Origin of the sequence: Bacteroides sp. 51 (genome assembly GCF_010500965.1) — a bacterium.
Taxonomy (GTDB): Bacteria; Bacteroidota; Bacteroidia; order Bacteroidales; family Bacteroidaceae; genus Bacteroides.
In genome coordinates, this window is the sequence record NZ_QVMI01000022.1 from 28,956 (window position 1) to 53,693 (window position 24,738).

The following is a 24,738-nucleotide window of genomic DNA, read 5'->3' on the forward strand; positions in this document are numbered from 1 at the left end:
CCATCCTATAGCTTTGTGTAAATATGGTAGCTTTACATAGAAAGATCAGGGTGCAACATCTCACTGCACCTGTTCAAACTGTGTTGAAAATAAGTTCGGTTGGAGTGGGCTCTTTTCATGTGGGATTTGCTATCTTTGCTTTCCATTTTAAAAAAAGGTAGAAAGATAATGGCAGAGCAACAGAAAAGAACTCGTAATACAAAGGCTAAACCACAAGCACCGGCTGTAGTAGGAGATTATGGACGTATTCAACCACAAGCACGCGAATTGGAAGAAGCAGTGTTGGGAGCCTTGATGATTGAGAAAGATGCATATTCGCAGGTGAGTGAGATATTGCGCCCTGAGTCTTTTTATGATCATACACACCAACTGATCTATTCGGCTATTACCAGCCTGGCAGTTCAACAGGAACCGGTTGACATCCTGACCGTAACCGAGCAGTTGCGTAAGAGAGGACAACTCGAAGAAGTGGGCGGTCCGTTTTACATTACCCAGTTGAGTAGTAAAGTGGCATCGTCTGCCCACATTGAATATCATGCCCGTATTATTGCCCAGAAGTTTCTGGCGCGCGAATTGATTACGTTTACAAGCGGCATACAATCGAAAGCATTTGATGAAACCCAGGATGTGGACGACCTGATGCAGGAAGCAGAAGGTAAGCTCTTCGAGATCTCCCAGCAGAACATGAAGAAGGACTATACGCAGATTAATCCGGTGATTGCAGAAGCGTATCAGTTACTTCAAAAAGCGGCTGCCCGTACCGATGGTTTAAGTGGATTGGAAAGTGGGTTTACCGGACTGGACAAGATGACTTCCGGTTGGCAGAATTCCGACCTTATCATTATTGCTGCCCGTCCGGCGATGGGAAAGACGGCATTCGTGCTTTCGATGGCACGTAATATTGCCGTAAATTTCAGACAACCTGTGGCCCTGTTCTCTCTTGAAATGAGTAACGTTCAGCTGGTAAACCGTCTGATCGTAAACGTTTGTGAGATTCCGGGTGAAAAGATAAAAAGCGGTCAGTTGCTACCTTACGAGTGGCAACAGCTGGATATTAAACTGAAGGACTTGATCGATGCTCCGTTTTATGTGGACGATACACCTTCGCTTTCCGTATTTGAACTTCGTACCAAAGCCAGGCGTCTGGTACGCGAACATGGCGTGAGAATTATAATCATTGACTACCTTCAGTTGATGAATGCGAGTGGTATGTCATTCGGTAGTCGCCAGGAAGAGGTAAGTACCATTTCCCGTTCACTGAAAGGATTGGCAAAGGAATTGAATATCCCCATCATTGCACTGTCGCAGTTGAACCGTGGTGTAGAGAGCCGCGAAGGTGCAGAAGGTAAACGTCCGCAGTTGAGCGACCTCCGCGAGTCGGGAGCGATTGAGCAGGATGCCGATATGGTGTGCTTCATTCACCGTCCGGAATATTATAAGATATTCCAGGGCGAGAAAGGGGAGGACTACCGTGGTATGGCGGAAATCATCATAGCCAAGCATCGTAATGGTGCGACAGGCGATGTACTGCTGCGCTTTAAAGGTGAATTTGCCCGATTCCAAAACCCGGATGATGACTTGGTTATTCCTCCACCCGATGAAGCTACTGCGGGAGTAAGCCGTGGCTCGCGAATGAATAGCGGAGCACATACATCCATTCCAGGCCCATCAGCAGATCAGGCCCCACCCATGGATAACCCATTCGGCGGAATCCCCGAAGGTCCCTTACCCTTTTAACAAGGCGGCGGCAAGGTGGCGGCAAGGTGGCGGCAAGGTGCCGCTTCCAGGTTCCATGCGGATGGGGGGAGTAGAACGCTAGTTTCGTACGCACTTGATAATTACTGCCATATCTGTTGTGGCATTGCCTATGGTCACTTTATTATCTGTTGAATTTAGTGTGACGATTTTATCAACTACATTTGGAGAATCGTTATTTGCACACCAAAAAGCTGAATAGGTACTATTACCATAAGTTTTGTTGTAATATCCAGCCTTGAATGCATTGAATCCGGATAAGTTGTTTGCTCCGCCATCAGCGCTTCCCCAACCGGAGGTAGTTCGCATTACTGAAGCATTGTCTTTTACATATGTCTTTAGGAGATTGTAATCGTTCTCATTACCAACTCTCCAGCCACCGGGGATTAAATTTTCGGTAGCTATGGAAGCGGTATTGTAGAAAAAGAAATTGCCATTATTGTAATATTCCGGGTTTGTTTTGTTTACTGTGAGGCCTGCCTCTGTTGTACTTCCCCCATGTTTGATGGCTGTACCATCTATGTACTGGGTTGCTCTGAAGTTGGCCCGCATCCAGTACTGAGTGCCTATTTTAACAATAGAATATTCGAATGTATCTTCTCCCCGTTTATCTGTCAGCATATTCGGTTTGACTTGTAATTGCAAAGCGTTGGCAGGGCGTGTGGTTTTTATTTCTCCGTCTCCGGTGATATAGATATATTTAATAACTTCGGATGTACCCTCGGTATAGGCTAAAGTATTGCTCTCTTTATCCCATGCAACGCTTCCTCCATGCTTGTTCCCTGTTTCATCTTTAAGTTCCAGAACGCTCCCTTTGGTCAGATCCGTTTTTCCGTTTGATACAGGATATATCACGATGGCTTGTTTCTCTAGTTGATCGGTGCACAAGTATTCGAGACAGATTTCGGCCATTTGTTTCTCTTTATTCATCACTTTAAGAACATTAGAGTACGTAAAATCGAGTTGCGAAACCTGAATAACCGTGCCGGCTTCAATGCCTGTCATGTTGTTTTGCTGGGATGTCCATTCGCCGATACTTGTTGTGATTGTAGCTTGTGTGGCATCATTTGAAGAAAGGAGAGTTATCGTATTGTTTTCGGCCACTCCACTGTCAAGCATTCGTTCTTCTTCCAAAGCACATTCAAACAAACGGTTCTCTACATATAATTCCACTATGATGTGCGATTGGGGAACTGTTTGTGGAATGATAATCGCACTTTTTCCACAAAGCATATCGCCTTCAATGTGCCAGGTTCCATAAGGGATGATATCTGCCTTCTCGCTATGATCGGTAAACTTATCCGTAACCAGATTATAATTAGCTTTTGTATATACGTTCTTAATCTTTACGGTTGGGTTGATTTGCAGCATCGTTTCAGTAGTATATCCACTAATCGCTTCCAGTTGCACATTCAGTTTAAAAAGTTTATGCTCAAATTTCAGTCCTACCGGCTCCTCTGATGTGCCGACTTCGTTTGCCTTTGCTATCATAAAGTCGGAAGTGGAAAATACTGCTTTTGTGGTTTGATCAACATTAGTTTCTATCCTGATACTGCTTTCGCCTTTTGCTATAGCATTTTTCCGGTAAGGATAATAACCAATGAAGTTACATTTGTTATTTCCTTCCGGAAAGAAGATATCTTCCTGTGGAGAAAATCCGGTTTGAAGGTTGTTACTGAACTTTGCATTATCAATATATCGGGTCTTTTCGATGGTTCCAGGAGCTACCATGATATAAAGCCCGATGGCATCATTCTCTTCGAATCCATTTGCAGTGAATCCGCTCATTCCTTTCTGAGAGGCCGAGAGAGATATTGGAATATCACTTGCTTCTGGAGCTTCTTCGGGAATATCATTCACACAAGAAAAGAATAACTGGCTGCATAGTACAGCGAAAATGAAAGAAAACTTAAAAGAGCATATAAATGCCCTATCAAAATAATTCTTTAGCATAGTAGAGTCGTTCTAAGCCCTATTAAAGGGGGTTATGTTTATGGGTTGTCTATAATTTGGCGTCAAAGATAAATAAATAAAATCTGTATGCAATAGGGGACATCAAAAAAAATGATGGAAAGGTAAAATAGGGCCATAGCTGTCTAAAAGAAAAGTCCCAGCGAATCACTTCGACGGGACCTTATTTACTTAAGTGGCTACGTAATAAAATTATGACTAATTAATTAAATTCTGATACTGCAAAGATAGTGGGTATCCGTGGAGTGCGCAATCGCTTGTTATAGGTATATTTGATGTATTGCTCCCTACAAATGATTACTTATAACATAAATTTTAATTGCTCTTACTTCGCTGCGGCACATTGCCGCCCCACTCTTTGCTTTCAAAGTCATATTGTTTCATTACGCGTGCCGGTATGCCTGCGCATACACTATATGGTGGCATAGATTTGCTGACAACACTTCCGGCTGCTACCACACAGTGTTTCCCGATGGTGACACCCGGAAGAATAACCGCATTGGCTCCTATCCAGACATCATCTTCAATGACGACCGGAGAAGTACTTACTCCCTGTTCATCAATCGGTATATTTACATCTTCAAAATTATGATTCAATCCGGTTACCGTAATATTCTGGGCCAGATTAACATGACTACCTATCGTAACGGGTCCAATGATGGTATTTCTTAATCCTACACGAGTATAGTCGCCAATAACCAGATCGCCTACAGCATTATTCAAACAGCTAAAGTCTTCTACCACCGAGTATTTACCAAGTGAGAACTTGCGGAAGGGAGGAAGGTCTTTGCGCACACTACGGTAAATAACCGAGCCTTTACCTCTCTTCAAGTAGGTAAAGTAAAATAAGCGTATCCACCACTGCGGACGGGTTTTTACGGGATGCATAATGAAGTTCAGAACGAGCTTCTTGAGTACCGGATGGCTTTTTATTTTCTCTTTTAACCCCATATTTTTTATTTACTATTTACGGATTTACTATTTACAATTTCAAAGCCTCACCACAGAGTGACACGGAGAGTTACAGAGCTTAACGCGTAGCGGCATCTTGCCTTTTAATGGTTACTGTGATCAGTATGGATGAATTTTTTGTTTACTCCACGCAAGCGGAACAGGTTGAGGAACATCAATATTCCCAATTTCGGGATTTTGATTATGGCACGCGCCAAGTCTTTGTTTACCAGATAACGAGGAACGGCTATACATAACGTAATGATTAAGAACAAGAGTAATGACCACCATTTGATAGAAAGCGTCCAATCATATAAAGTAACAAGAAGGGCAAAGAAGCCGATAGCACCTAATAAAATAATACGGGGCAACATCATCCATTGAAATATCTTATCGCAATAGTCCCAGTTGCCGGAAAATAATGCTTTAGGCAGTTCAGGCAAGGCTTGTGTGAGGATGCCATAATTAGCAGCCAGCCAGCGACGCCGTTGATTGTAGAATGCTGCATCTTTAGGGATTTTCTCGTCGTATACGTTAGCATCTTCCAGATATTCGATATGAATTCGTTGTTTTAACAACAGGGCTTCAAGCTCCTTATCCTCTCCGGCGGTAGATGCTTTGAAAATATTCTTTTTAAACCATTGGTACTGAAATGCCATACCCGAACCGATAAGTGCGGAAGAGAATCCCAGCCTGACATGGCCTTTTCTGAATATAGAGTTATTCATCTCTTCGCTCACAGCGTCCAATAAAGCAGTGGAAGTATTCCGGTTCTTTGCCATACGGTGTCCTTGTATGGCGATGCAGCCGGCGTCGTACTGATTGTTTATTCTTTCCAGGAAATCTGGGTCAACCAGATTATCTCCGTCCATAATGACTACAACATCATATTTATTCTCATCCAACGAGTTCATAGCCAATTGCAGTGCTTTGGCTTTGGAGCTATCCTTGTAATTTGCTTTAAGCACGGTTGCTCCTGCTTGTTTCAGTTGCTCGTTGGTTTCGTCTGTCATTTGGTCTGAAATGACAACCACATCAAACAGAGCTGACGGATAATCTTGTTTCAGAAAAGTAGATACAGATGAAAGGATTACTTTATCTTCTTTATAGGCCGGATACAGAACCGCATAACGGTATTGCTTTTTTGCTTTACCAGGCCTGTTAGAACGTTTGAATATGGAAGCGAACGCAAAGATGAACAGGTACAAAACTGTTATTCCCATACAGAGGAATAAAATTAGTTCGACTATATGCACGATAGTTTCCATAATGTTAGCATTAAAAAGTTAGACGTCTTCTTTCTGAACGAATGCTGTGACTGTTTTTAAGATAATCTTTATGTCCATCCAGAATGAGAATGTTTTGGCATATTTGATATCCAGGAGTTTGCGCTCTTCGGCAGATAGTTTACCCGAATCTCCCCGTTTTTCAACTTGCCAAAGTCCGGTAAGTCCTGCGGGAGCCATAAAGCGGTCGATATATTCATCGCTTGTCAGGAGCTCGGCTTCATAGAGTGGGAGCGGACGATTGCCTACTACGGACATATCGCCTTTCAGAATGTTTATAAGTTGCGGGAGTTCGTCAATACTGTATTTACGGATAATGTGCCCCACCTTGGTAATGCGGGGGTCATTTTCCAGTTTAACGAATGAGTTCTTTTGTTCCTGAGTCTTTTGGGTGATATAATCGTGTTCTGAGATCACAAAATCATCCGAGATCAATACAATGTCCTCGTCAATTTCGGTATCATCATCAACACCCCAGAAGTTCTCGGGTTCCACTTCCGTCTGGTATTGATTCAGGTCGTTGAAATCCTTCAGATGTTTGTCTGCCCCGGTATACATGGAGCGAAACTTCAGAAAATCAAAAATCCGGTAATTACTACCTACACGTTTAGATTTGTAGATAATCTGCCCTTTACTTTCTATCCGAATAGCTAGTGCCGTAATAATCAGAAGTGGAGATAGGCAGATCAAAGCTAATGAAGAGAATACGATGTCGAAACAACGCTTCCATAAAGGAAGCTTAAATTTCTTGATCTGTTCCCTGCTTTTCTCTTGTTCAGATTGTTCCTGCTGTTTCCTTTTCAGAAAATCGAATATCTCATTGATATTTTCGGCTTTTGCCTGGTTGGAAATGGTGTTATTGATTCCCGCCCTGAGATAGGCAAGGCTGTTATCCTTGTCGAAAGACCGGATAACCAATACGATATATTGATTAGGCAGCTTTTTCCTTATTTTCTTGATTTCAGCTATATCCTTCTCTACATCATCTTGTTCATAAAAGGTAATAACTATATTGTTACCTCTTAATCTTTCGATTGTTTGAGTTGCTTTGTTGCTATTTGATACGGCCTGAAAGGTTGCTTTCAGTGGCAAATTGGAAAAATGCTCAATATTCTCTTTATTCTTACCTACGTATATAAGATATTGCATATTAAAAGGCGATCTTAATCAATAATCTTTTTGATACGCACCTTAAGTTCTTGTGGGTTGAACGGCTTCAAAATGAAATCTGCAGCACCTTCTTCCAACAATTTAATTCTTTCTGTTGTACTTTCTTCGCTGGATAGCATAATGATAGGAATTGGTTTGAAAAGTTCATTGCTTTTCATATAACGTAAGAATTCGTCACCCATCATTTTAGGCATGCGGATGTCTGATATGATTAAATCGGGAACTTCACCTTCTTCCAGCTTTTCAATGGCATCCAACGGATTTTCGTAATAAGTAAAATCGTAATCTTTGCTTAAGTAGATAGCAACAACTTTTGCTATGGATGCTTTGTCGTCAATTAGCATTATCTTCTTTTTCATATAGAAACAGAGGTTGTATTAAGAATTTTAATAACGATATATTTCAGAAACAACAATAAGTTGTTTATTATGTGCAAATATATAACATATTTTGGTTTTTGGCCTTATTTTTCGGTTTTTTGAGGTGAAAAAGCACCGAAAACCGTGTAAATCACTATATTCTTGTAAATAACAACAATGAGGAAGAAAATGTTTCCTGAATAGAGGAAAATAATCAGAAAATACGTTTGGTTATTTCTCCGGCCATATTCGAATTCATTCTCTGTCTGATTTCAGCGTTTGATAGTCCATGACCTAACAGAAACATCAGTTTGGTTACCGCTGCTTCGGGAGTACTGTCATATCCACTAATTACTCCTGCTTGTAATAGCTGGAGTCCGGTTTCGTAACGCTCCATTTCTACAATTCCTGAGGAACATTGAGTAATATTTACAATAATAATTCCCCGTTCCGTGGCGTCTCTTAGTAAATTTATGAACCACGCTTTCTGAGGTGCATTACCCGAGCCGAATGTTTTAAGAACAACCGCTTTCAACCCTTGTACATGAAGTACAGAGGTGATAATCTCCTGTTGTATGCCGGGGAATAAAGTCAGTATTACTACATTGGTATCAAATAAATAATGTGGTTTCAGTGGTTTGGAAGGGTCGGGTTGGCGGATTAGTCCCGGTTCGTATTTAATATGTATGCCTGCCCGCGCGAGTGGGGGATAATTGAACGACCGGAATGCGTTGAAGTTTTCGGCATTGATCTTGCATGTTCTATTGCCTCGCATCAGATGGTTTTCGAAAAAGATGCAGACCTCGGGAACCATAGCAGTACCGCTACTGTTCTTTGCAGCGGCTATTTCAATGGCAGTAATCAGGTTTTCTTTTCCATCGGTACGCAGTGTTCCGATAGGTAGTTGTGAACCTGTCAGGATAACCGGTTTACTCAGGTTCTCGAGCATGAAACTCAATGCTGCTGCGGTATAAGACATGGTGTCTGTTCCGTGCAGGATAACAAAACCATCGAAATGTTCATAGTTATAATTGATGATTTTTACAAGTTTAGCCCAAAAGGAGGGTTCCATATCCGATGAGTCGATGGGAGGATTAAACTGGTAGGATAATATGCGATAGTTGAAGCGTTTAAGTTCTGGGACATGCTCCAAAAGGTGATCGAAATTAAAGTTTTCCAGTGCTCCTGTTTCAGGGTTCTCAATCATCCCGATGGTACCACCAGTGTAGATAATTAATACGGATGGGGTATTCTCAATCATGTGCGAAGGGCTCTTTTGTTAAATTGGGAGCAAAGGTAAGAATAAAATTCCATTTACGATTGGACGATTTACGATTGGAGTTACTAAGCTATGATCCACAAAGCAATTCCAATCGTAAATCGTAAATTATTTAATCGTAAATCAAATCGTGTTTTAGCGCTTTAATCGCTTTTTCCGGATCTTTTTCTTCTTCCAGTAATGTTACGAACTTGCTTCCGACAATAGCACCCGACGCATGTTTGCAAGCCGCTTCGAAAGTAGCTTTGTTGCTGATACCAAAACCTACCATCAGTGGGTTTCGGAGCTTCATGTCCTGTATACGCTTGAAATAAGTCTGTTTCTGCGTGTCGAAATCTTTTTGTGCTCCGGTTGTTGCAGCCGATGATACCATATAGATAAAGCCATCTGTATTCTCATCAATTTCCCGTACCCGTTCTTCACTGGTTTCCGGGGTAATCAGCATGATAATTTTGATGTTGTATTGTTCTGCAATGGCACGATACTCTTCCTGGTAATCCTTAAACGGCAAATCGGGGATAATTACGCCATCTATTCCACAAGTGGCACACTGTTTGCAGAAACGTTCAAATCCATATTTCATAATAGGATTAAGGTATCCCATGAATAATAAGGGAATGTTAACGTCCTTACGTATGTCTTGTAATTGTTCGAATAGCAGGTTTAGTGACATACCATTGCGCAATGCTTCTGTTGCTGCATTTTGGATGACTATACCATCTGCCATCGGGTCACTGAACGGTATGCCGATTTCGATCATGCTTACTCCGTTCTTCTCTAATGTTTTGATCACTTCTGTTGTACCATTCAATGTAGGAGTTCCTGCACAAAAGTATATAGATAACAGATCTTTCTTGTTGCTGTTGAATAGTTGATTTATTCTGTTCATATCCTTTATTTGTTTTACGAATTTTGATACTCTTTTTACATCTTTCTTTCCCGGTTTTGTTTCAAAGCGGCTGTTAATATCATATCCTGCGAGGCGGGGATGACTGAATGCTTTTAATGCTTTTACAGTCTGTATGTCAATGCCACCACTTAATAGAAAAGGTGTTTGTCCGTTATAATAGTATAAGACATCCCAATCGAATTGTTTGCCCGATCCTCCGAACGTATCGCATTTGGTGTCAAACAGGAAATAATCACATATTCCTTCGTACGGAGCTGTTTGAGTGATATCCTCTTTTGCGGCGATTGAAAAGTTTTTGATAATTTTTAGTCCGGTACGCTGCAAAGCCTGACAGTATTCGGGCGATTCGTTTCCATGTAACTGTACATAGTCTAAGGAGAAACGATTGGCAATGGTCTGTACATATGCTTTGTCTTCATTGACAAACACTCCGACGCGTTTAGCCTGGCCGGGGAGATAATCGGGGACTTCATGTACGCATCTGGGGGATTTGGAATAGAAAATTAGTCCGATCATATTTATGCCTAGTAGTTCAATATCACGGATATTCTTTCCTTCCTTCATTCCGCAGACTTTGATCAGTTTGTTCTTCATCATAGAGTTATTTAAGTTGATCAATGAATGAAGCGAGTGTTTTTCCCGGATCGGCTGTTTTCATAAATGTTTCACCAATCAGGAATCCACGAAAGCCGCGATCGCTAAGCAGTTTTACGGTTTCGGGATTTGAGATACCGCTTTCCGAAACTAATACGGTATCTTGAGGTAATAATTCGGCCAGACGGAAAGAGTTGTCTACTGTAGTATGAAATGTACCGAGGTTACGGTTGTTAATACCTACCATATCTACCTGTGGAGTGATATAGGGCAATTCGGACTCGTTATGTATTTCCAATAGAACTTCCAGGCCCAGTTGGTGTGCTTTCTCTATTAACTCCTGACATTTTTCCTGTTCTAATGCTGCTGCAATAAGCAGAATGGCATCCGCACCGACAATCTTGGATTGATAAAGCTGGTATTCGTTAATGATAAAGTCTTTACGGAGAATAGGAATATCCACCAAAGAACGTGCCGTACGTAAGTCCATTAATGTACCTCCAAAGAACTTCTCATCCGTCAGGATGGATAGCGCAGCAGCTCCGGCCTTTTTATAGGAAGGAACAATTTCTTCAATTTTTGCATGCTGCTTAATCCAACCTTTAGATGGCGATCGCCGTTTAAACTCAGCAATAATGCGGCGGCAAGGTACCGCTGCCAGGTTTCCATGCGACAACAATTCGCTACTGCCAAGTGCTTTACGCATAGACAGCTTGGGTGTAACATCTTGCTGCCTATCCTGTAAATCTTCTAATGGAATAGAGCGTTTTTGAAAGTCAACTTCAAAACGTTTGTTTTCAATAATTTCCGAAAGTATATCTTTTGTTTTCATAATTCATTCATCCATTTATTTCAAGGAATTTCTTTAATACATTACGAGCTTTACCGCTTTCCAATGATTCTCTGGCTATGGCAATACATTCTTCGAGTGGTTTTCCAGGTTCGATAATCTGTATGGCAAATCCCGCATTGGCAATTACTACATTCTTTTGTGCAGCTGTTGCTTTATTGTTCATCACATTGTCGAAAATACGAGCTGCGTCTTCGGGAGTATTTCCACCATCCAGGTCTTCTTCTTTATAGCGGCTGAAGCCCAGGCTTTCGGGTGTATAGATCTTTTCATTACCATTGGTTGCGACTTTGAATTCGCTGGTTAGTGAGATTTCATCATAACCATCCAAGCTATGTACAACAGCAAACTGGTTTTTGCTTTCCTGAAAAGTGTAACTGTATAAACGTAATAGAGGTAAGTTGTATACCCCCAACAATTGATATTTAGGTATTACGGGGTTAACAAGCGGTCCTAACATATTAAAGAAAGTACGTACGGCTAATGCTTTGCGAACGGGGGCGACGGCTTTCATTGCCGGATTGAAGAGTGGAGCATGCAGATAGGCTATTTGACATTCATCCATGCTGCGGCGCAATTTGTCATTATCGGTTGTGAATTTCACGCCGTGTTGTTCCATTACATTACTGGCCCCGCTGATAGAGGTTGAACCATAATTTCCATGTTTTACAACCGGATATCCGGCACCGGCTACGGTAAAGCAAGCAGAAGTAGAGATGTTGAACGTATTCTTACCATCTCCTCCGGTGCCAACGATGTCAATCGGTTCAAACTCGCTGAGGTCTACCTGGGTACGCATTTCTTGTAATGCATCCCGGAATCCACATAATTCTTCTACCGAAATATTCCTCATCAAGAATACGGTGATGAGTGAGGCTACTTGTGCATCGTTATATTTTCCCAATGCAATGTTTTGTAGTATTTCCCGGGCTTCTTCGCGTCCCAGGTATTGATGTTCGAAAAGTTTATATAATATCTGTTTCATAAGTTGTTCTGCGTTAAGATAAAATTCTCAATCATAGTTCGCCCTTGCGGAGTAAGGACAGATTCCGGGTGAAACTGGATGCCATGTACGTCATATTCTTTATGCCTGATGGCCATAATCTGCTTCTCCTTACTCTCGGCCGTGATCTCCAGGCTCGTAGGAAAATCATTAGGGGAGATTACCCATGAGTGATATCTTCCTACCAGAAATTGTTTACCCAGGCTATTGAATATGTAATCCTCTCCTGTAACGTCAATGGGCGTTTGTATGCCGTGGTAAACCTGAGTCAGGTTTTCCAGTTTGCCTCCGAATGCTTCTCCAATGGCCTGATGTCCCAGACAAACTCCCAATATACTTTTGGTTGGTGCATATCGGTGGATGATGGGGAGTAGCAGCCCGGCCTCTTCCGGTATACCTGGTCCTGGTGATAGGATGATTTTATCGAACGATTCTACTTCCTTTATATCTATTTTATCATTACGGCATACTTCTATTTCATATCCCCCGATTTCTTTAACCAAATGATAGAGGTTATATGTAAATGAGTCGTAATTATCTACTATTAATAGTTTTCTCATAGTGTGTTAGTTTTTGAGTGAAGCGGCCATGTCGATAGCCTTTTTGAGTGCTCCCAATTTGTTGTTTACTTCTTGTAATTCGTATTCATCCTGGCTTGCGGCTACGATTCCTCCTCCTGCCTGGAACCAAAGTTCATTGTTGCGACTTACAAATGTACGGATCGTAATAGCCTGATTCAGATTGCCATTGAGGCCAATGAAACCAATGCAACCACCATACGCACCGCGATTATGAGGCTCAATTTTGCTGATGAGTTGCATGGCGCGTACCTTGGGCGCTCCGCTTAATGTTCCCGCCGGAAAGGTATCAATGAAGGACTTTATGCGGTCTGCATTCTCATTCAGGATGCCTCCCACCCGCGATACAAGATGGATGACGTGGCTATAATACTGGGGTTCTTTGTAAAAAACAACACGTACATCGTGGCAGTTGCGGCTAAGATCGTTCCGGGCGAGGTCGACAAGCATCACGTGTTCTGCATTCTCCTTCGGGTCACTAAGTAACGCTTCTGCCAGTTCTTTGTCTTTTTGTACATCTCCCGTGCGGCGTGTAGTGCCTGCAATCGGATCGATATATGCTTTCTCTCCTTCTATTTTACAATGAGTCTCAGGTGATGAACCAAAGATGCGGAACCCTCCGAAGTCGAAGTAGAAGAGGTAAGGTGAAGGATTAATGCTGCGTAAAGCGCGATATACTTTAAAATCATCGCCCGCATACGGTTGGATAAAGCGGCGGGAAAGTACAATCTGAAATACATCGCCACGCATGCAGTGGGCTATTCCTTTACGAATGTTGGCTTTGTGTTCTTCGTCGGTAATCGGGCTACTGACCGGTCCGGTGACGGAGAAGTTGTACGAAGCGTAGTTGCGGTTCTCTATTGCGGCTTCCAGTTGGTTCAGGGTGCTCGATTCTCCTTCTGCCAATATCTCGACAAGGGTCAATTCATTCTTGAAATGATTAAAGATCAAGACATATTTGTATAAGATATACAGAATATCGGGGGCGTCATTCATGTCGTCGTGGCTCTCTTTAATAGGAATATTTTCGAAGTATTTTACCGCATTGAATGTTGTGTAGCCATATAATCCGCATACTTCGGCATTTTCTCCTTCCACCCGGAACTTGTGAATAAAACTATTTATGGCTTTTTCTACTGTAAATGAATCCGTAAGTGGTGTATTTAGTTGACTGCCATCCGGAAAACTCTCCGTTATCATATCATTGTTTACCCCGATGCTGGCCAATGGGCAAAGGGCTATGAATGATAAACTGTTTTCGCCGGCATGATAATCTGAACTTTCCATTAGTACGGATTGTGGATACAAGTCGCGCACTTTCAGGTAGATACTGACAGGTGTGTGCATATCTCCCAACACCTTTTTGCTATTTGTCTGATAAGAATATTTCATAATTTGTGAGTTATTAGTGGTTAAGCTTGACAATCGTATGTTGGGTGACCGCATGGAAACTTGGCAGCGGCACCTTGCCGTAAATATGTATTTATATCTTTGTCTCCGCGACCGGATACGGTTAACACTACAACATCTGTGGGTTTGAATTCCATTTTGCTTAGTGCCCCAATGGCATGTGCCGATTCGAGCGCAGGGATGATACCTTCGAGTTTGGTTAATTCATAAGCTGCTTCTATGGCTTCGTCATCATTAACGGGAAGTACTGTGGCGCGTTTCTGTGCGGCCAGATTGGCGTGAATGGGTCCGATACCAGGGTAATCTAATCCGGCTGAAATGGAGTAAGGTTCTTCAATTTGTCCATCTTCATTCTGGATAACATATGTGCGTGCACCGTGGATTATTCCGGTTTGTCCCAATTTGATGGTTGCTGCCGTAAGCCCGGTTTCAACACCTTTTCCTCCGGCTTCTGCCAATACGATTTGGGTACGCATATCGTCGATATAGTGATAAATGGTTCCTGCTGCGTTGCTTCCTCCGCCTACACAAGCTATCAGGTAATCCGGGTTTTCGCGTCCTTCTTGTTCCAAAAGTTGCTTTTTAATCTCTTCGCTGATGACAGCTTGTAGTTTGGAAACCATGTCCGGATAGGGGTGAGGACCTACTACAGAACCGATGATGTAAAATGTATCTGAGGGATGACAACACCAGTCGCGTATGGCTTCGTTGGTAGCATCTTTCAATGTCATGTTGCCTGAGGTAACGGGAATGACTGTGGCTCCGAGCATTTTCATTTTTTCGACGTTGATATGTTGGCGTTCTATATCGGTTTTGCCCATATATACAATGCATTCCATATCCATGAGTGCGCATACGGTAGCTGTTGCTACTCCGTGTTGTCCGGCCCCGGTTTCTGCAATAATGCGTTTCTTACCCATGCGGCGTGCTAGTAAGATTTGTCCGACTGTATTATTTATCTTATGCGAGCCGGTGTGGTTCAGGTCTTCGCGTTTCAGATAAATTTTGCATCCATATTTCCGGGAAAGACGTTTAGCCAGATAGAGTGGGGAAGGGCGCCCTACGTAGTCGCGAAGCAATTGCTCGTATTCCTTTTTGAAACTCTCGCTTTGCATCACTTCCAGATACATGTTTCGCAAGTCTTCTACACATTTGTGGAGTATTTCGGGGATGTATGCTCCACCAAATTCACCGTAATAACCGTTTTGATCTACTAAGAAAGTTTTCATAATCTGTTTTGTATTTAATTTATGCTATTGATTCGGGGGGATAAAAACGAAAAAGCCCTGTCGCAGGTGCGACAGGGCTCTTAAATGAATATTTTTCTACTTAGTATATATACACGAGACTGCTACCTTACGACTTTATGGAGTGTAAGTAGCGCCACCAACATGCATTTACTAATTTTTTTTTCATCTCTTTTTGCTATAATTCCTAGGCAAAAGTAATCATATTGTTTTAAACTCCAACTATTTTCTGCAAATAATTTATTTTTCTGCAATTGAAGCATCTTATATGTAAGGCCATTAATTACTCTTCAAAGAACCTCTTAATACTGGTTTAAGTACCCACTAGTGGCAATTCTTTTTAAAATACCATTAATAACCAATTACTGAAAAGGCATTTTCCATTCTATCTTGTTCAGATGAAGAAATCTGATACCTCTTTGCCTCCTGTCTCCAATTTGATGCAACTTTTTTTAATTGTTCAATTATTGTCTGTGCCTCCTCCTTTTCAAGTCGGAAGAAATCAGCAACACTTAATACCAAATCTAAATCCAATGAATTATCATCAAGACTTATATTCAACTTCAAACCTGTTCCATCCGGATTCGGATTAATATCATAAGCAGGAGAAAGCCTCCAACCTTTATCATTTAATAGAAAACCATGATTACGTAAATGGTCATCCGCATTACTGATACAAACTGAAAATGCAATACGTCTGAAGAGTTCTTTCAGATCTTCGCTTACATTGGAACCATGTTTGATGATAAATTCGGCAAGTTCCAAATAGCTGACTCCCTCATCTGCTCCTGTTCCGTCCGTATATCCGAGCAAGGTCATGGCAGAAGCAAAATGGATACGTTTTCCTTCATTATCCCTATCAAACCGTTTAGTCAGATAAGTATGATATCTACTATTGAATTTTCCAATTTTCCCTATAGCACAATTTATTCCGGCTTTTTGAGCAAGAGAATTGGCCACCATTTCCCAAGCTCCTATATTCACATCATCATTTTTACTGGGAAATTTTGCAATCCATAAAGAACCATCAGTATCCTGGATATTTGCTTTGGGACGGGCTCCGCCCAATGAGGAGCCGGGAGCATATAACATATTCAACCATTTTAAAAGTTCCGGATTATCTTCTTCTAATCCTTTTTCATATTCAAGACTGGCACTTTCAAGTTCTCTTATTGAAGTCCATGGAGGAGTAGCATAATCTTTATTATTATCTAAAAAGTCTCCTTCTTTGTCCGTTTTAAAACGCAAACCTCCCATGCGGAGAGGATCATAAACTCCAAGTAAAAAATCTGATTCAAATAAGGCTCTTGCCTTTCTTTCCTCTTGTTTTGCCAAAGCTATTTCACGACGTTTCATCAAGACGCGCCCCCATCTGTCAGGTGATGAATCAAGAAATATTCCAAAATTCAGCTTCTCATCACGTAGATGTTGGAATCCCGAGAAAAGCGACAGGTCAGGATCAAGAATTTTTGCTTTACCTGATTTTAGCCACTCATCATCATACTGGAAAGAAAATATTTCTTTTCCCCTTATCTGATTTGCAGTCAGGGTTCCCATAAAATACGGATGGTTTAAATCTACCCAATCAGCATATACATATATATTTTTTGTCGAATCTCTCATAACTTATTTCTTTGAGGAACTCCGGCCTAAAAGCAATTCGGCATCTTGCAATTTCCTTCCCAGTATATCTTCTCCGGCTAGTTTAAGAATGTCTTTCTCCAACCCAAGCACAAATAGTACTTGAGCATAAACACCAAAAGAAACAGAAGGAAGTCCTTTTTCTACCTGCCATAAGGTAGAACGGGAAATACCTGCACGTTCTGAAACTTGCTCCATGGTAAGATTTCGCCTGAGACGTGCTAATTTTATATTTTCACCGGCCTCTTCAAGGATTTTACCTAAGCGGGGCAATAATGTCAGTCCTTTACTTTTCATACGGATTTATATTTTGCACAAAAATAACATTAATGTTTTATATATCAAACAAAATGCAATAGAATCACTCTTCGTTGTAATGAAATAGCCGTTCTTTTCACCTTATTTCTTAGCAAAGTTCTCTTTTACTCTTTGCATATCCCGTAGAATGCTCTGAACTAAAACTTTCGCATAGCGTTGTATCATTTGATATAAAACATTAAATTTGAATTTTATGAATCGTAAATTTTGGATCGCTGTAGGTGTGGTTATTGCTATTGTTTTACTTCTTTATTGGTTGTTTATGGCCGAAACATTGGAGGAAACGGTGGCTATGGTATCGCAAACAGCAAAAAGCTTCATGGTATGAAACATTTGAACTATTCACTTATCCGTATTGTGTTTGCCTTGATAATTGGGCTTGTGTTGGTTATTTGGCCTGATACGGCTTCGGATTATCTGGTTATCACGATCGGTATTTTGTTTATTATTCCCGGACTGATTGGACTGATTGGTTATTTTACGAGCAACAAGACTGAAGGTCAGCGTTTTCCGCTTGAAGGGTTGGGAAGTCTTCTGTTTGGAATCTGGTTGGTGCTTATGCCCGATTTTTTTGCAAACCTGTTGATGTATTTGCTTGGCATAATCCTGGTGTTGGGGGGAGCTCAGCAAATCTATTCCGTGTATATTGCCCGGCGTTGGACTACCGTTCCGCTTGGGTTTTATGCGCTTCCTGTATTGACTCTTCTGGGTGGGTTGTTTATTCTCTTCAACCCGGTTGAGGCGCGAAATACGGCTTTTCTGATTATAGGTATTATGAGTATTGTATATGCAGTGACAGAGCTAATAAACTGGTTCCGCTTTACTAACCGTAAACCTAAAACTCCTATGCGTACGGATATTGAGGAGGCTACAATAATAGAAGAATAGTTTATTTACGATTGGACTATTTACTATTTACGATTGAGGTTACTTAGTGTATCTATATATACAAAGCTAAGTAACCTCAATCGTAAATAGTAAATAGTCCAATCGTAAATCCCTTTATCCTCTGTCTAATGTTCCTTCATCCGGATTTATTTCTCTGACTGCTTCTTTAACCTCTTTCTTAGTTGCAGGTTTCATAATCGTATCTTGATTATTATTTGGCCTTATTTGTTGTACTGCATTTCTGATATCAGGCGAAGTAGCTTTCTTTTTGTCTTTTGATTCATTTGATTTCATAATCTTTTGTTTTTAGTTATTATCTTGCTTACTTAACATTTCAGGGTTGAAGTTGGTTCACTGCTTTGGGGTCTTTTCTGTATTGAACCCGGAAATCGGTTTTGTTGACATGATCAGTAGATGTCTCAAGATGAAGAGCAATTAAGTCTGTATGTATTTTTCGGCATTTAAATATCCTTCTGTATCGCCTGTATTCATGCGGCTTTTGCGATGATGCAACAAAAAAATATTTTTGATGCATCAAAAGATAATTTTCGTTGCATCAAAAATATTTTTTTGATTCATCCTTTTAATCAACCTTTTGTGGTTGTAGTGAAATCTGAATTCTTTCTACGAGAGTTATATTCCCGTTTCAGCTATTAAAATTTATAACCAACCATAATTGACAGGTTCATGTTTTTAGGAGAATCACCATCAAAGTCCAGTCTTTTAATAAGGCCATATTGTCCTTCCAATCCAATGAGGAGCCTGTTGATTTCGGCTGTTACACCTACTCCAAGACCCAGGTCGAATCGTTTTACGCCATAGTCTCCGAATGTGTTTTCTTTATCAGAAGCAGCACCGCGTACGGTAGCTTTGGTCTTACCCGCGATACCATAGGCAATATATGGACCGGCTGAGAGGACAAGGTTGGTATTATCTGAAATATAAAAACGGGCAGCTCCCATCATTGGCATTTCAAGATATACTTCGTTTACTTTGATCTCGATCAGGTCGGAATCGACTTTGGTACCTCTGGACGATAAATACAATCCACTCTGTACAGACCATAAATTTGTAAATACCCACTCGGCTCCTCCACCAATTTTGTAGCCAATCTTGGCTTTTGTGTCACCACCCTGGCTCCAGTTACTGATATTCATACCTCCTTTGACACTCCATATAAGTTCCGATGGAATTTGTTGTTGTGCATAAGATACAGTCGCAATGAGTGCGAAAAACATTAATATAAAACTCTTTTTCATAATCATAATGGTTTAAGTAAATAATTGTTTCTTTTATGTAACGCTCTCCAATGAAAAAAGTTCTTATATCGTTGTTTTTAATCTCAAGTTTAACTCTTTCTTTACCGAAAAATTGTGATAATACCTATAAATATAAAGAGAGGACTACTTCACAGCACTCCTCTCCTGCAAACTTAAAACAACCAACAAAAGAGCGGGCGGATTATACCGTTCCGCAGTTATCTAATGAACAATAACTCTCTGTATTTGGGTAATGTCCACATCTGATTATCGACTATTAATTCCAGTTTGTCAATGTGGTAGCGGATTTCTTCCAGCATTGGCGCAATCTTATCGTGGTAAGCGATTGCTTTTTCGCGTTCGCTTTCGATCTTGTTAGCCACTTTCCGGGCTTCTACCATCGTATCAACGTGTTCTTTGATGTACGCTGTGCGGTCGGCGATTTCTTCAATGAGTTCCATGTTCTTTCCGGATAGTTTTTCCCATTTCTCACCCGGATACAGGTCCTTCATTTTATATACATTATTAATGAGGTCTGTTTGGTATTGTGTGGCAACGGGTACAATGTGGTTCATTGCCAGGTCGCCCAACACACGTGCTTCGATCTGGATTTTCTTTGTATACGTTTCCCATTTCACCTCGTTGCGCGCTTCCAGTTCTTTGTGGTTCATTACGCCGGCCGTTTCGAACATAGTAATCGTTTCTGGCTTCAGATAGTTGTCGAAGATTACAGGAACACTGGTTTCGCAGTCCAAACCCCGGCTGGCCGCTTCGACTTTCCACTCGTCGCTGTAACCGTTTCCGTCAAAGTGAATAGGTTTACAGATTTTGATATATTTGCGGATAACTTCGAGAATGGCCGATACTTTCGGTTCACCCTTTTCAATCAGCGCATCCACATCTTTCTTAAACACGATCAGTTGTTCTGCTACAGCAGTGTTCAGGGCAATCATTGCAGACGAGCAGTTTGCCTCGGAACCCACTGCGCGAAATTCAAAACGGTTACCCGTAAAAGCAAACGGTGATGTACGGTTACGGTCTGTATTGTCGATCATCAGTTCCGGTATCTGTGGAATATCCAGTTTCATTCCTTGTTTTCCGGCAAAACTGATTAACTCATCTTTTTTGCTTTCTTCGATATACTCTAATACCTGAGAGAGTTGTTTGCCCAGGAAAGAAGAAATAATAGCAGGTGGTGCCTCATTGGCTCCCAAACGATGCGCATTGGTTGCGCTTGAGATACTTGCTTTAAGTAGTCCATTGTGTTTGTATACGGCCATCAGCGTATTCACAACGAAAGTGATAAAGCGGAGGTTATCTTCCTGGGTTTTGCCCGGAGCCATTAGTAATAATCCGGTATCTGTACCCAACGACCAGTTATTATGCTTGCCCGATCCGTTTACTCCCTTGAACGGTTTTTCGTGAAGTAACACACGGAACCCATGGCGACGGGAAATCTTGCGCATCAACGCCATAATCAACATGTTGTGGTCTACAGCCAGATTACATTCCTCGAAGATTGGTGCCAGTTCAAACTGGTTGGGCGCTACTTCATTGTGGCGGGTTTTTACGGGGATACCCAACTTCAAGGCTTCAATTTCGAGGTCTTTCATGAAGGAAGCCACACGAGTAGGGATGGCGCCAAAGTAATGATCTTCCAACTGTTGGTTTTTGGCACTGTCATGGCCCATAAGTGTGCGGCCGGTTAGTAATAAATCGGGGCGTGCTGCATATAAACCTTCGTCTACCAGAAAATATTCTTGTTCCCAACCCAAGTAAGAGAATACCTTTTTAACGTCGGGGTTAAAGTAGTGGCAAACATCTACGGCGGCTTTGTCTACTGCGCGCAAGGCTTTCAGCAATGGGGCCTTGTAGTCAAGCGATTCGCCTGTGTACGAGATGAAGATTGTAGGGATACAAAGCGTGTCATCTACAATAAATGCAGGTGATGATGGGTCCCATGCGGTATATCCTCTGGCCTCGAATGTATTACGGATTCCTCCGTTAGGAAAGCTTGAGGCATCCGGTTCTTGTTGAACCAGCAGTTTGCCCGAGAAATCTTCTAATACGCCTCCTTTGCCATCATGTTCAATAAATGCATCATGCTTTTCTGCCGAACCTTCGGTCAGTGGATGAAACCAGTGTGTATAATGGGTAACTCCCATTTCCATTGCCCACTTTTTCATACCCGCAGCCACATCGGCGGCGATGCTGCGGTCCAATGTGGAGCCATTGTCAATGGCATCAACCAGTTTCTCGTACACCTTACTTGGAAGATACTTGAACATCTTAGAACGGTTGAATACATACTTGGCGAAATACTCCGACGGACGTTCGGCAGGTGTTGGAACCTCAATTGCCTTTTTCTTGAAAGCTGTCTCTACTACTCTGAATCTTAATTTTGACATAACATTTAAATTTACGATTTAACGATTTACTATTTACGATTGAAATTACTTTTGGCGACAGCATGTTGCTGCCTGGTACTCATTTACTTTTGCGGTTGGTTTTAGTTTACGATTTACAATCAAGATATTCTTTACGTTGCAAAAGCTCATGTAGAAAGAGTAATCCCAATCGTAAATCGTAAATTGTCCAATTGTCAATTAGTTATATGCTGATTCTCCGTGTTCATAGACATCGAGTCCTTCTTCCTCAACACGTGGAGAAACCCGTAGTCCGTGAATCTTGTCTAATCCTTTGAAGATGATATATCCCATTCCGGCTGCCCATGCTCCGACTACCAGTGCACCAAATAGCTGTGCACTCAGGAAATTGAAGCCACCACCATAGAACAATCCTTCTTCTGTTGCAAACAGACCTGTCATTACTGTACCCAGGAATCCGCATACACCATGTACGGCCGAGGCACCCACAGGATCGTCGATTTTCAGTACTTTATCAATAAAGTCTACGGCGAGGATCATCATAACGCCCGAAATAGCACCTATGGCTACTGCACCTTCCGGAGCAACCAGATCGCAACCGGCGGTGATACCAACCAAGCCGGCCAATACCCCATTCAGTGTTAGTGATAGTGAGGGTTTACCATATTTAAACCAGCTCATTACTAATGCCATAAAACCACCGGCACAGGCTGAAAGGTTGGTTGTTAGAAATACATGGGAGATGGCTATACGATCTCCTTCGCCGGCTGCTGCCAACTGTGATCCGGGGTTAAACCCGAACCATCCGAACCAAAGGATAAATACGCCCAGACAGGCTAGGGTAAGGTTATGTCCGGGTATTGCTCTTGATTTGCCGTCTTTACCATATTTCCCGATGCGGGGGCCTACGATAGCAGCGCCAACCAGTGCAATCCATCCACCTACGGAGTGCACAATGGTGGAACCTGCAAAGTCGTGGAATGTGGTGCCGAACAGGTTCATCATAAAGCTACCTTCTTCGCCGTTCATCAACCAGCCGCCGCCCCATGTCCAGTGACCGGAAACCGGGTAGATCAGTACGCTGATAAAGATGGTATATACCAGATACATGGAGAATTTGGTACGTTCGGCCATTGCCCCCGATACGATTGTAGCAGCCGTTGCACAGAATACGGTTTGGAATATAAGGAATCCCTCTATCGGTAGTTCACTATCTAGAAAAGATAAGTCGAAGAAGTGGGGCATACCTACGAAACTTCCTACTCCGAACATCAGTCCGAAACCGATGAACCAATAGAGTAATGAACCCAACGTAAAGTCTACCAGATTCTTCATTAAGATATTCGCTGTACTTTTTACCCGGGTAAAGCCTGCTTCGACCAGTGCAAATCCCGGTTGCATAAAGAATACCAGCATGGCTGCAAGTAGCATCCAAACGGTGTTTAATCCTAATACGAGATCCCCGATGGTATCCGGAGTTTTTTCTGATTCCTGAGCCATAACGGCCGAAGGAAACATGAACAAAATAAATATAGCTATCGCTAGGCATAGTCTTTTCAGACCATGCTTTTTATATGTATCCATAATGTATTTTATTAGTAATTAGAATTCAGTAGTAAGTAGTTAGGTTTTATACTACTGTTCATATTCTTTGTTTATAGTTTATCTGTTAGCTTTGGGTTACTGATTTCACCTTTCTTGTTCGGCGTTGTATAGTGCGATGTCTCCGCGCTCTCCTGTGCGGATGCGGATGGCGTCTGCTATAGGGATGACGAATATACGGCCGTCGCCGATTTCGCCTGTTTGCGCAGCATTAATGATCGCTTCTACGGTTTTCTCTGTATTCTTATCACGTACTACGATAGAGATCAGGATTCTTTCGATTGAACTGGTGTCGTATACCACACCGCGATAGATGCGTCCTTGTCTTGATTTTCCGATGCCTCTTACATCATAGTAAGAGAACCATTCAATGTCGGCTTCGAGAAGTGCTTCTTTCACATCTTCGAATTTAGTTTTGCGGATAATAGCTTCGATTTTTTTCATATCAATACCTATTTAATTTGCTTTAATTGGTTAGAAATTTGGGAGTGCCAACGTGCCGCCAAATACGAAATATGTTCGATCTTCGAATGGGTTGGTGGTTATTTTGGCGAATGCCGGGAGGGTAAACGATTCGGTGATCTTTATGTCTTTATAAACTCCCAGGCCGACGTTCGTTACATTCAATCCATCTGAGTAGGCCCCTTCCCACGGTGTCATACCTACTTCGGCTGCGAAATCAAATCCGCCGAGTTTGAATGGTACCACTGCTTCCAGATAGGAGGAATAGGCTCTGTTTCCATTTTCTTTGTAGTCATTACCTGCAAAATTCGTGTTCCAGCTCAGTGCGATTGGTCCGAAGTCATATCCCAATGTTGCCTCGAAGATATGTGTGCCTCGTGCCCGGTAGTTGAAGTATCGCTGTGACATGCTGTCTCCATCCTGGTTAAACCAGTAATCGGTCACTGCTACGCTGAACCCACCGATGTTGTAGCCCAACGTTAAGTCAAATTCCTTGGTATCGTCATTGTCAATACCTACTGAGCCCCATGCGGTAAGTGAGAATCCGCTCCTGGCAACGGATATGGAAGGCTGGATACTTACCCCTCCACAATCCGTACCACGCCAGATGTAGCCACTTACCATGTCTGCACCGACTGAAACTTCTACCTTTTCCTGCGCTTTCACCGCAGTTGAACCTAAAACAATCAGCAAAGCTGCTGTCCATAGCGGCTGTATGCCGCTGCGAGTTAAACCTTTCATCATCTTTTTACCTTTTTAGTTAATATATAGTATGAATCGCGCTTGCGGCTGTGTGCCGCCGTCGAGTTTAGCTAATG

23 protein-coding genes and 1 pseudogene are annotated in these 24,738 nt (G+C 41.9%); 3 read left to right on the forward strand and 21 right to left on the reverse strand.

From position 1 onward, the window contains the following. The first annotated feature begins 168 nt into the window (after window positions 1-168). A complete protein-coding gene (gene dnaB, locus D0T87_RS16270) occupies window positions 169-1,737 on the forward strand; it encodes a replicative DNA helicase (RefSeq protein WP_163176184.1) in 1,569 nt (522 codons plus the stop codon). A gap of 78 nt (window positions 1,738-1,815) precedes the next feature. Here the strand turns inward: dnaB and D0T87_RS16275 are convergent, their stop codons facing one another. From D0T87_RS16275 to D0T87_RS16340, 15 genes and pseudogenes are all read right to left on the reverse strand, one after another. Then, window positions 1,816-3,708 (reverse strand): fimbrillin family protein, encoded by a 1,893-nt coding sequence (locus D0T87_RS16275; protein WP_163176185.1) that lies wholly within the window; start codon window positions 3,706-3,708, stop codon window positions 1,816-1,818. Between the two features lie 333 nt (window positions 3,709-4,041). Continuing rightward, on the reverse strand, window positions 4,042-4,677 hold the full coding sequence (locus D0T87_RS16280) for a DapH/DapD/GlmU-related protein (protein ID WP_163176186.1): 636 nt from the start codon (window positions 4,675-4,677) through the stop codon (window positions 4,042-4,044). A gap of 104 nt (window positions 4,678-4,781) precedes the next feature. Next, window positions 4,782-5,900: a glycosyltransferase family 2 protein gene (locus D0T87_RS16285; RefSeq protein WP_239063715.1), complete on the reverse strand. Its 1,119-nt coding sequence runs from the start codon at window positions 5,898-5,900 to the stop codon at window positions 4,782-4,784. A 63-nt stretch (window positions 5,901-5,963) separates the two neighbouring features. Continuing rightward, complete coding sequence (locus tag D0T87_RS16290) at window positions 5,964-7,112, reverse strand: sugar transferase (RefSeq protein ID WP_163176188.1); 1,149 nt, start codon at window positions 7,110-7,112, stop codon at window positions 5,964-5,966. Window positions 7,113-7,126: 14 nt separating this feature from the next. Next, window positions 7,127-7,492, reverse strand: a complete 366-nt coding sequence (locus D0T87_RS16295) for a PleD family two-component system response regulator (RefSeq protein WP_163176189.1) — start codon at window positions 7,490-7,492, stop codon at window positions 7,127-7,129. 214 nt (window positions 7,493-7,706) lie between these two features. After that, entirely contained in the window at window positions 7,707-8,753 is a 1,047-nt protein-coding gene (locus D0T87_RS16300; RefSeq protein WP_163176190.1) for an asparaginase, read from the reverse strand. A gap of 130 nt (window positions 8,754-8,883) precedes the next feature. After that, window positions 8,884-9,660 (reverse strand): tryptophan synthase subunit alpha, encoded by a 777-nt coding sequence (trpA, locus tag D0T87_RS24660; RefSeq protein WP_239063719.1) that lies wholly within the window; start codon window positions 9,658-9,660, stop codon window positions 8,884-8,886. Between the two features lie 24 nt (window positions 9,661-9,684). Then, a pseudogene (locus D0T87_RS24665) lies at window positions 9,685-10,278 on the reverse strand (phosphoribosylanthranilate isomerase); the annotation flags it as partial. A gap of 4 nt (window positions 10,279-10,282) precedes the next feature. Further along, the gene (gene trpC, locus D0T87_RS16310) at window positions 10,283-11,107 is read right to left on the reverse strand and encodes an indole-3-glycerol phosphate synthase TrpC (protein WP_163176192.1); all 825 of its coding nucleotides are present in this window, start codon (window positions 11,105-11,107) and stop codon (window positions 10,283-10,285) included. 7 nt (window positions 11,108-11,114) lie between these two features. Continuing rightward, window positions 11,115-12,110: an anthranilate phosphoribosyltransferase gene (gene trpD, locus D0T87_RS16315; RefSeq protein ID WP_163176193.1), complete on the reverse strand. Its 996-nt coding sequence runs from the start codon at window positions 12,108-12,110 to the stop codon at window positions 11,115-11,117. Further along, window positions 12,107-12,688: an aminodeoxychorismate/anthranilate synthase component II gene (locus tag D0T87_RS16320; RefSeq protein WP_163176194.1), complete on the reverse strand. Its 582-nt coding sequence runs from the start codon at window positions 12,686-12,688 to the stop codon at window positions 12,107-12,109. The genes trpD and D0T87_RS16320 overlap by 4 nt, the downstream gene beginning before the upstream one ends. 6 nt (window positions 12,689-12,694) lie before the next feature. Beyond that, window positions 12,695-14,098, reverse strand: a complete 1,404-nt coding sequence (locus tag D0T87_RS16325) for an anthranilate synthase component I family protein (RefSeq protein WP_239063717.1) — start codon at window positions 14,096-14,098, stop codon at window positions 12,695-12,697. Between the two features lie 20 nt (window positions 14,099-14,118). After that, window positions 14,119-15,345 (reverse strand): tryptophan synthase subunit beta, encoded by a 1,227-nt coding sequence (trpB, locus tag D0T87_RS16330; protein ID WP_163176195.1) that lies wholly within the window; start codon window positions 15,343-15,345, stop codon window positions 14,119-14,121. 369 nt (window positions 15,346-15,714) lie between these two features. Beyond that, complete coding sequence (locus tag D0T87_RS16335) at window positions 15,715-16,986, reverse strand: type II toxin-antitoxin system HipA family toxin (RefSeq protein WP_203558704.1); 1,272 nt, start codon at window positions 16,984-16,986, stop codon at window positions 15,715-15,717. A gap of 3 nt (window positions 16,987-16,989) precedes the next feature. Further along, entirely contained in the window at window positions 16,990-17,301 is a 312-nt protein-coding gene (locus D0T87_RS16340; RefSeq protein ID WP_163176196.1) for a helix-turn-helix domain-containing protein, read from the reverse strand. Window positions 17,302-17,515: 214 nt separating this feature from the next. Here D0T87_RS16340 and D0T87_RS24900 point away from each other — a divergent pair, with 214 nt between their 5' ends. Then, on the forward strand, window positions 17,516-17,650 hold the full coding sequence (locus D0T87_RS24900) for a hypothetical protein (protein ID WP_255495870.1): 135 nt from the start codon (window positions 17,516-17,518) through the stop codon (window positions 17,648-17,650). Beyond that, on the forward strand, window positions 17,647-18,210 hold the full coding sequence (locus D0T87_RS16345; protein WP_163176197.1) for an HdeD family acid-resistance protein: 564 nt from the start codon (window positions 17,647-17,649) through the stop codon (window positions 18,208-18,210). Before D0T87_RS24900 ends, D0T87_RS16345 begins: the two co-directional genes overlap by 4 nt. A gap of 114 nt (window positions 18,211-18,324) precedes the next feature. Here D0T87_RS16345 and D0T87_RS16350 read toward each other — a convergent pair whose 3' ends face one another. The 6 genes from D0T87_RS16350 to D0T87_RS16375 form a co-directional block, all read right to left on the reverse strand. Next, window positions 18,325-18,504: a hypothetical protein gene (locus D0T87_RS16350; RefSeq protein ID WP_163176198.1), complete on the reverse strand. Its 180-nt coding sequence runs from the start codon at window positions 18,502-18,504 to the stop codon at window positions 18,325-18,327. A 359-nt stretch (window positions 18,505-18,863) separates the two neighbouring features. Continuing rightward, window positions 18,864-19,469: a porin family protein gene (locus tag D0T87_RS16355; protein WP_163176199.1), complete on the reverse strand. Its 606-nt coding sequence runs from the start codon at window positions 19,467-19,469 to the stop codon at window positions 18,864-18,866. A gap of 218 nt (window positions 19,470-19,687) precedes the next feature. Then, window positions 19,688-21,877, reverse strand: coding sequence for a glutamine synthetase III (locus D0T87_RS16360; RefSeq protein WP_163176200.1), 2,190 nt, complete (start codon window positions 21,875-21,877; stop codon window positions 19,688-19,690). A 198-nt stretch (window positions 21,878-22,075) separates the two neighbouring features. Next, the gene (locus D0T87_RS16365; RefSeq protein WP_370526870.1) at window positions 22,076-23,356 is read right to left on the reverse strand and encodes an ammonium transporter; all 1,281 of its coding nucleotides are present in this window, start codon (window positions 23,354-23,356) and stop codon (window positions 22,076-22,078) included. 189 nt (window positions 23,357-23,545) lie between these two features. Beyond that, window positions 23,546-23,902 carry a P-II family nitrogen regulator gene (locus D0T87_RS16370; RefSeq protein ID WP_163176202.1) on the reverse strand — a complete coding sequence of 119 codons (357 nt, stop codon included), beginning with the start codon at window positions 23,900-23,902 and terminating at the stop codon, window positions 23,546-23,548. A gap of 30 nt (window positions 23,903-23,932) precedes the next feature. Beyond that, a complete protein-coding gene (locus tag D0T87_RS16375) occupies window positions 23,933-24,661 on the reverse strand; it encodes a hypothetical protein (protein ID WP_239063721.1) in 729 nt (242 codons plus the stop codon). Window positions 24,662-24,738: the final 77 nt, after the last annotated feature.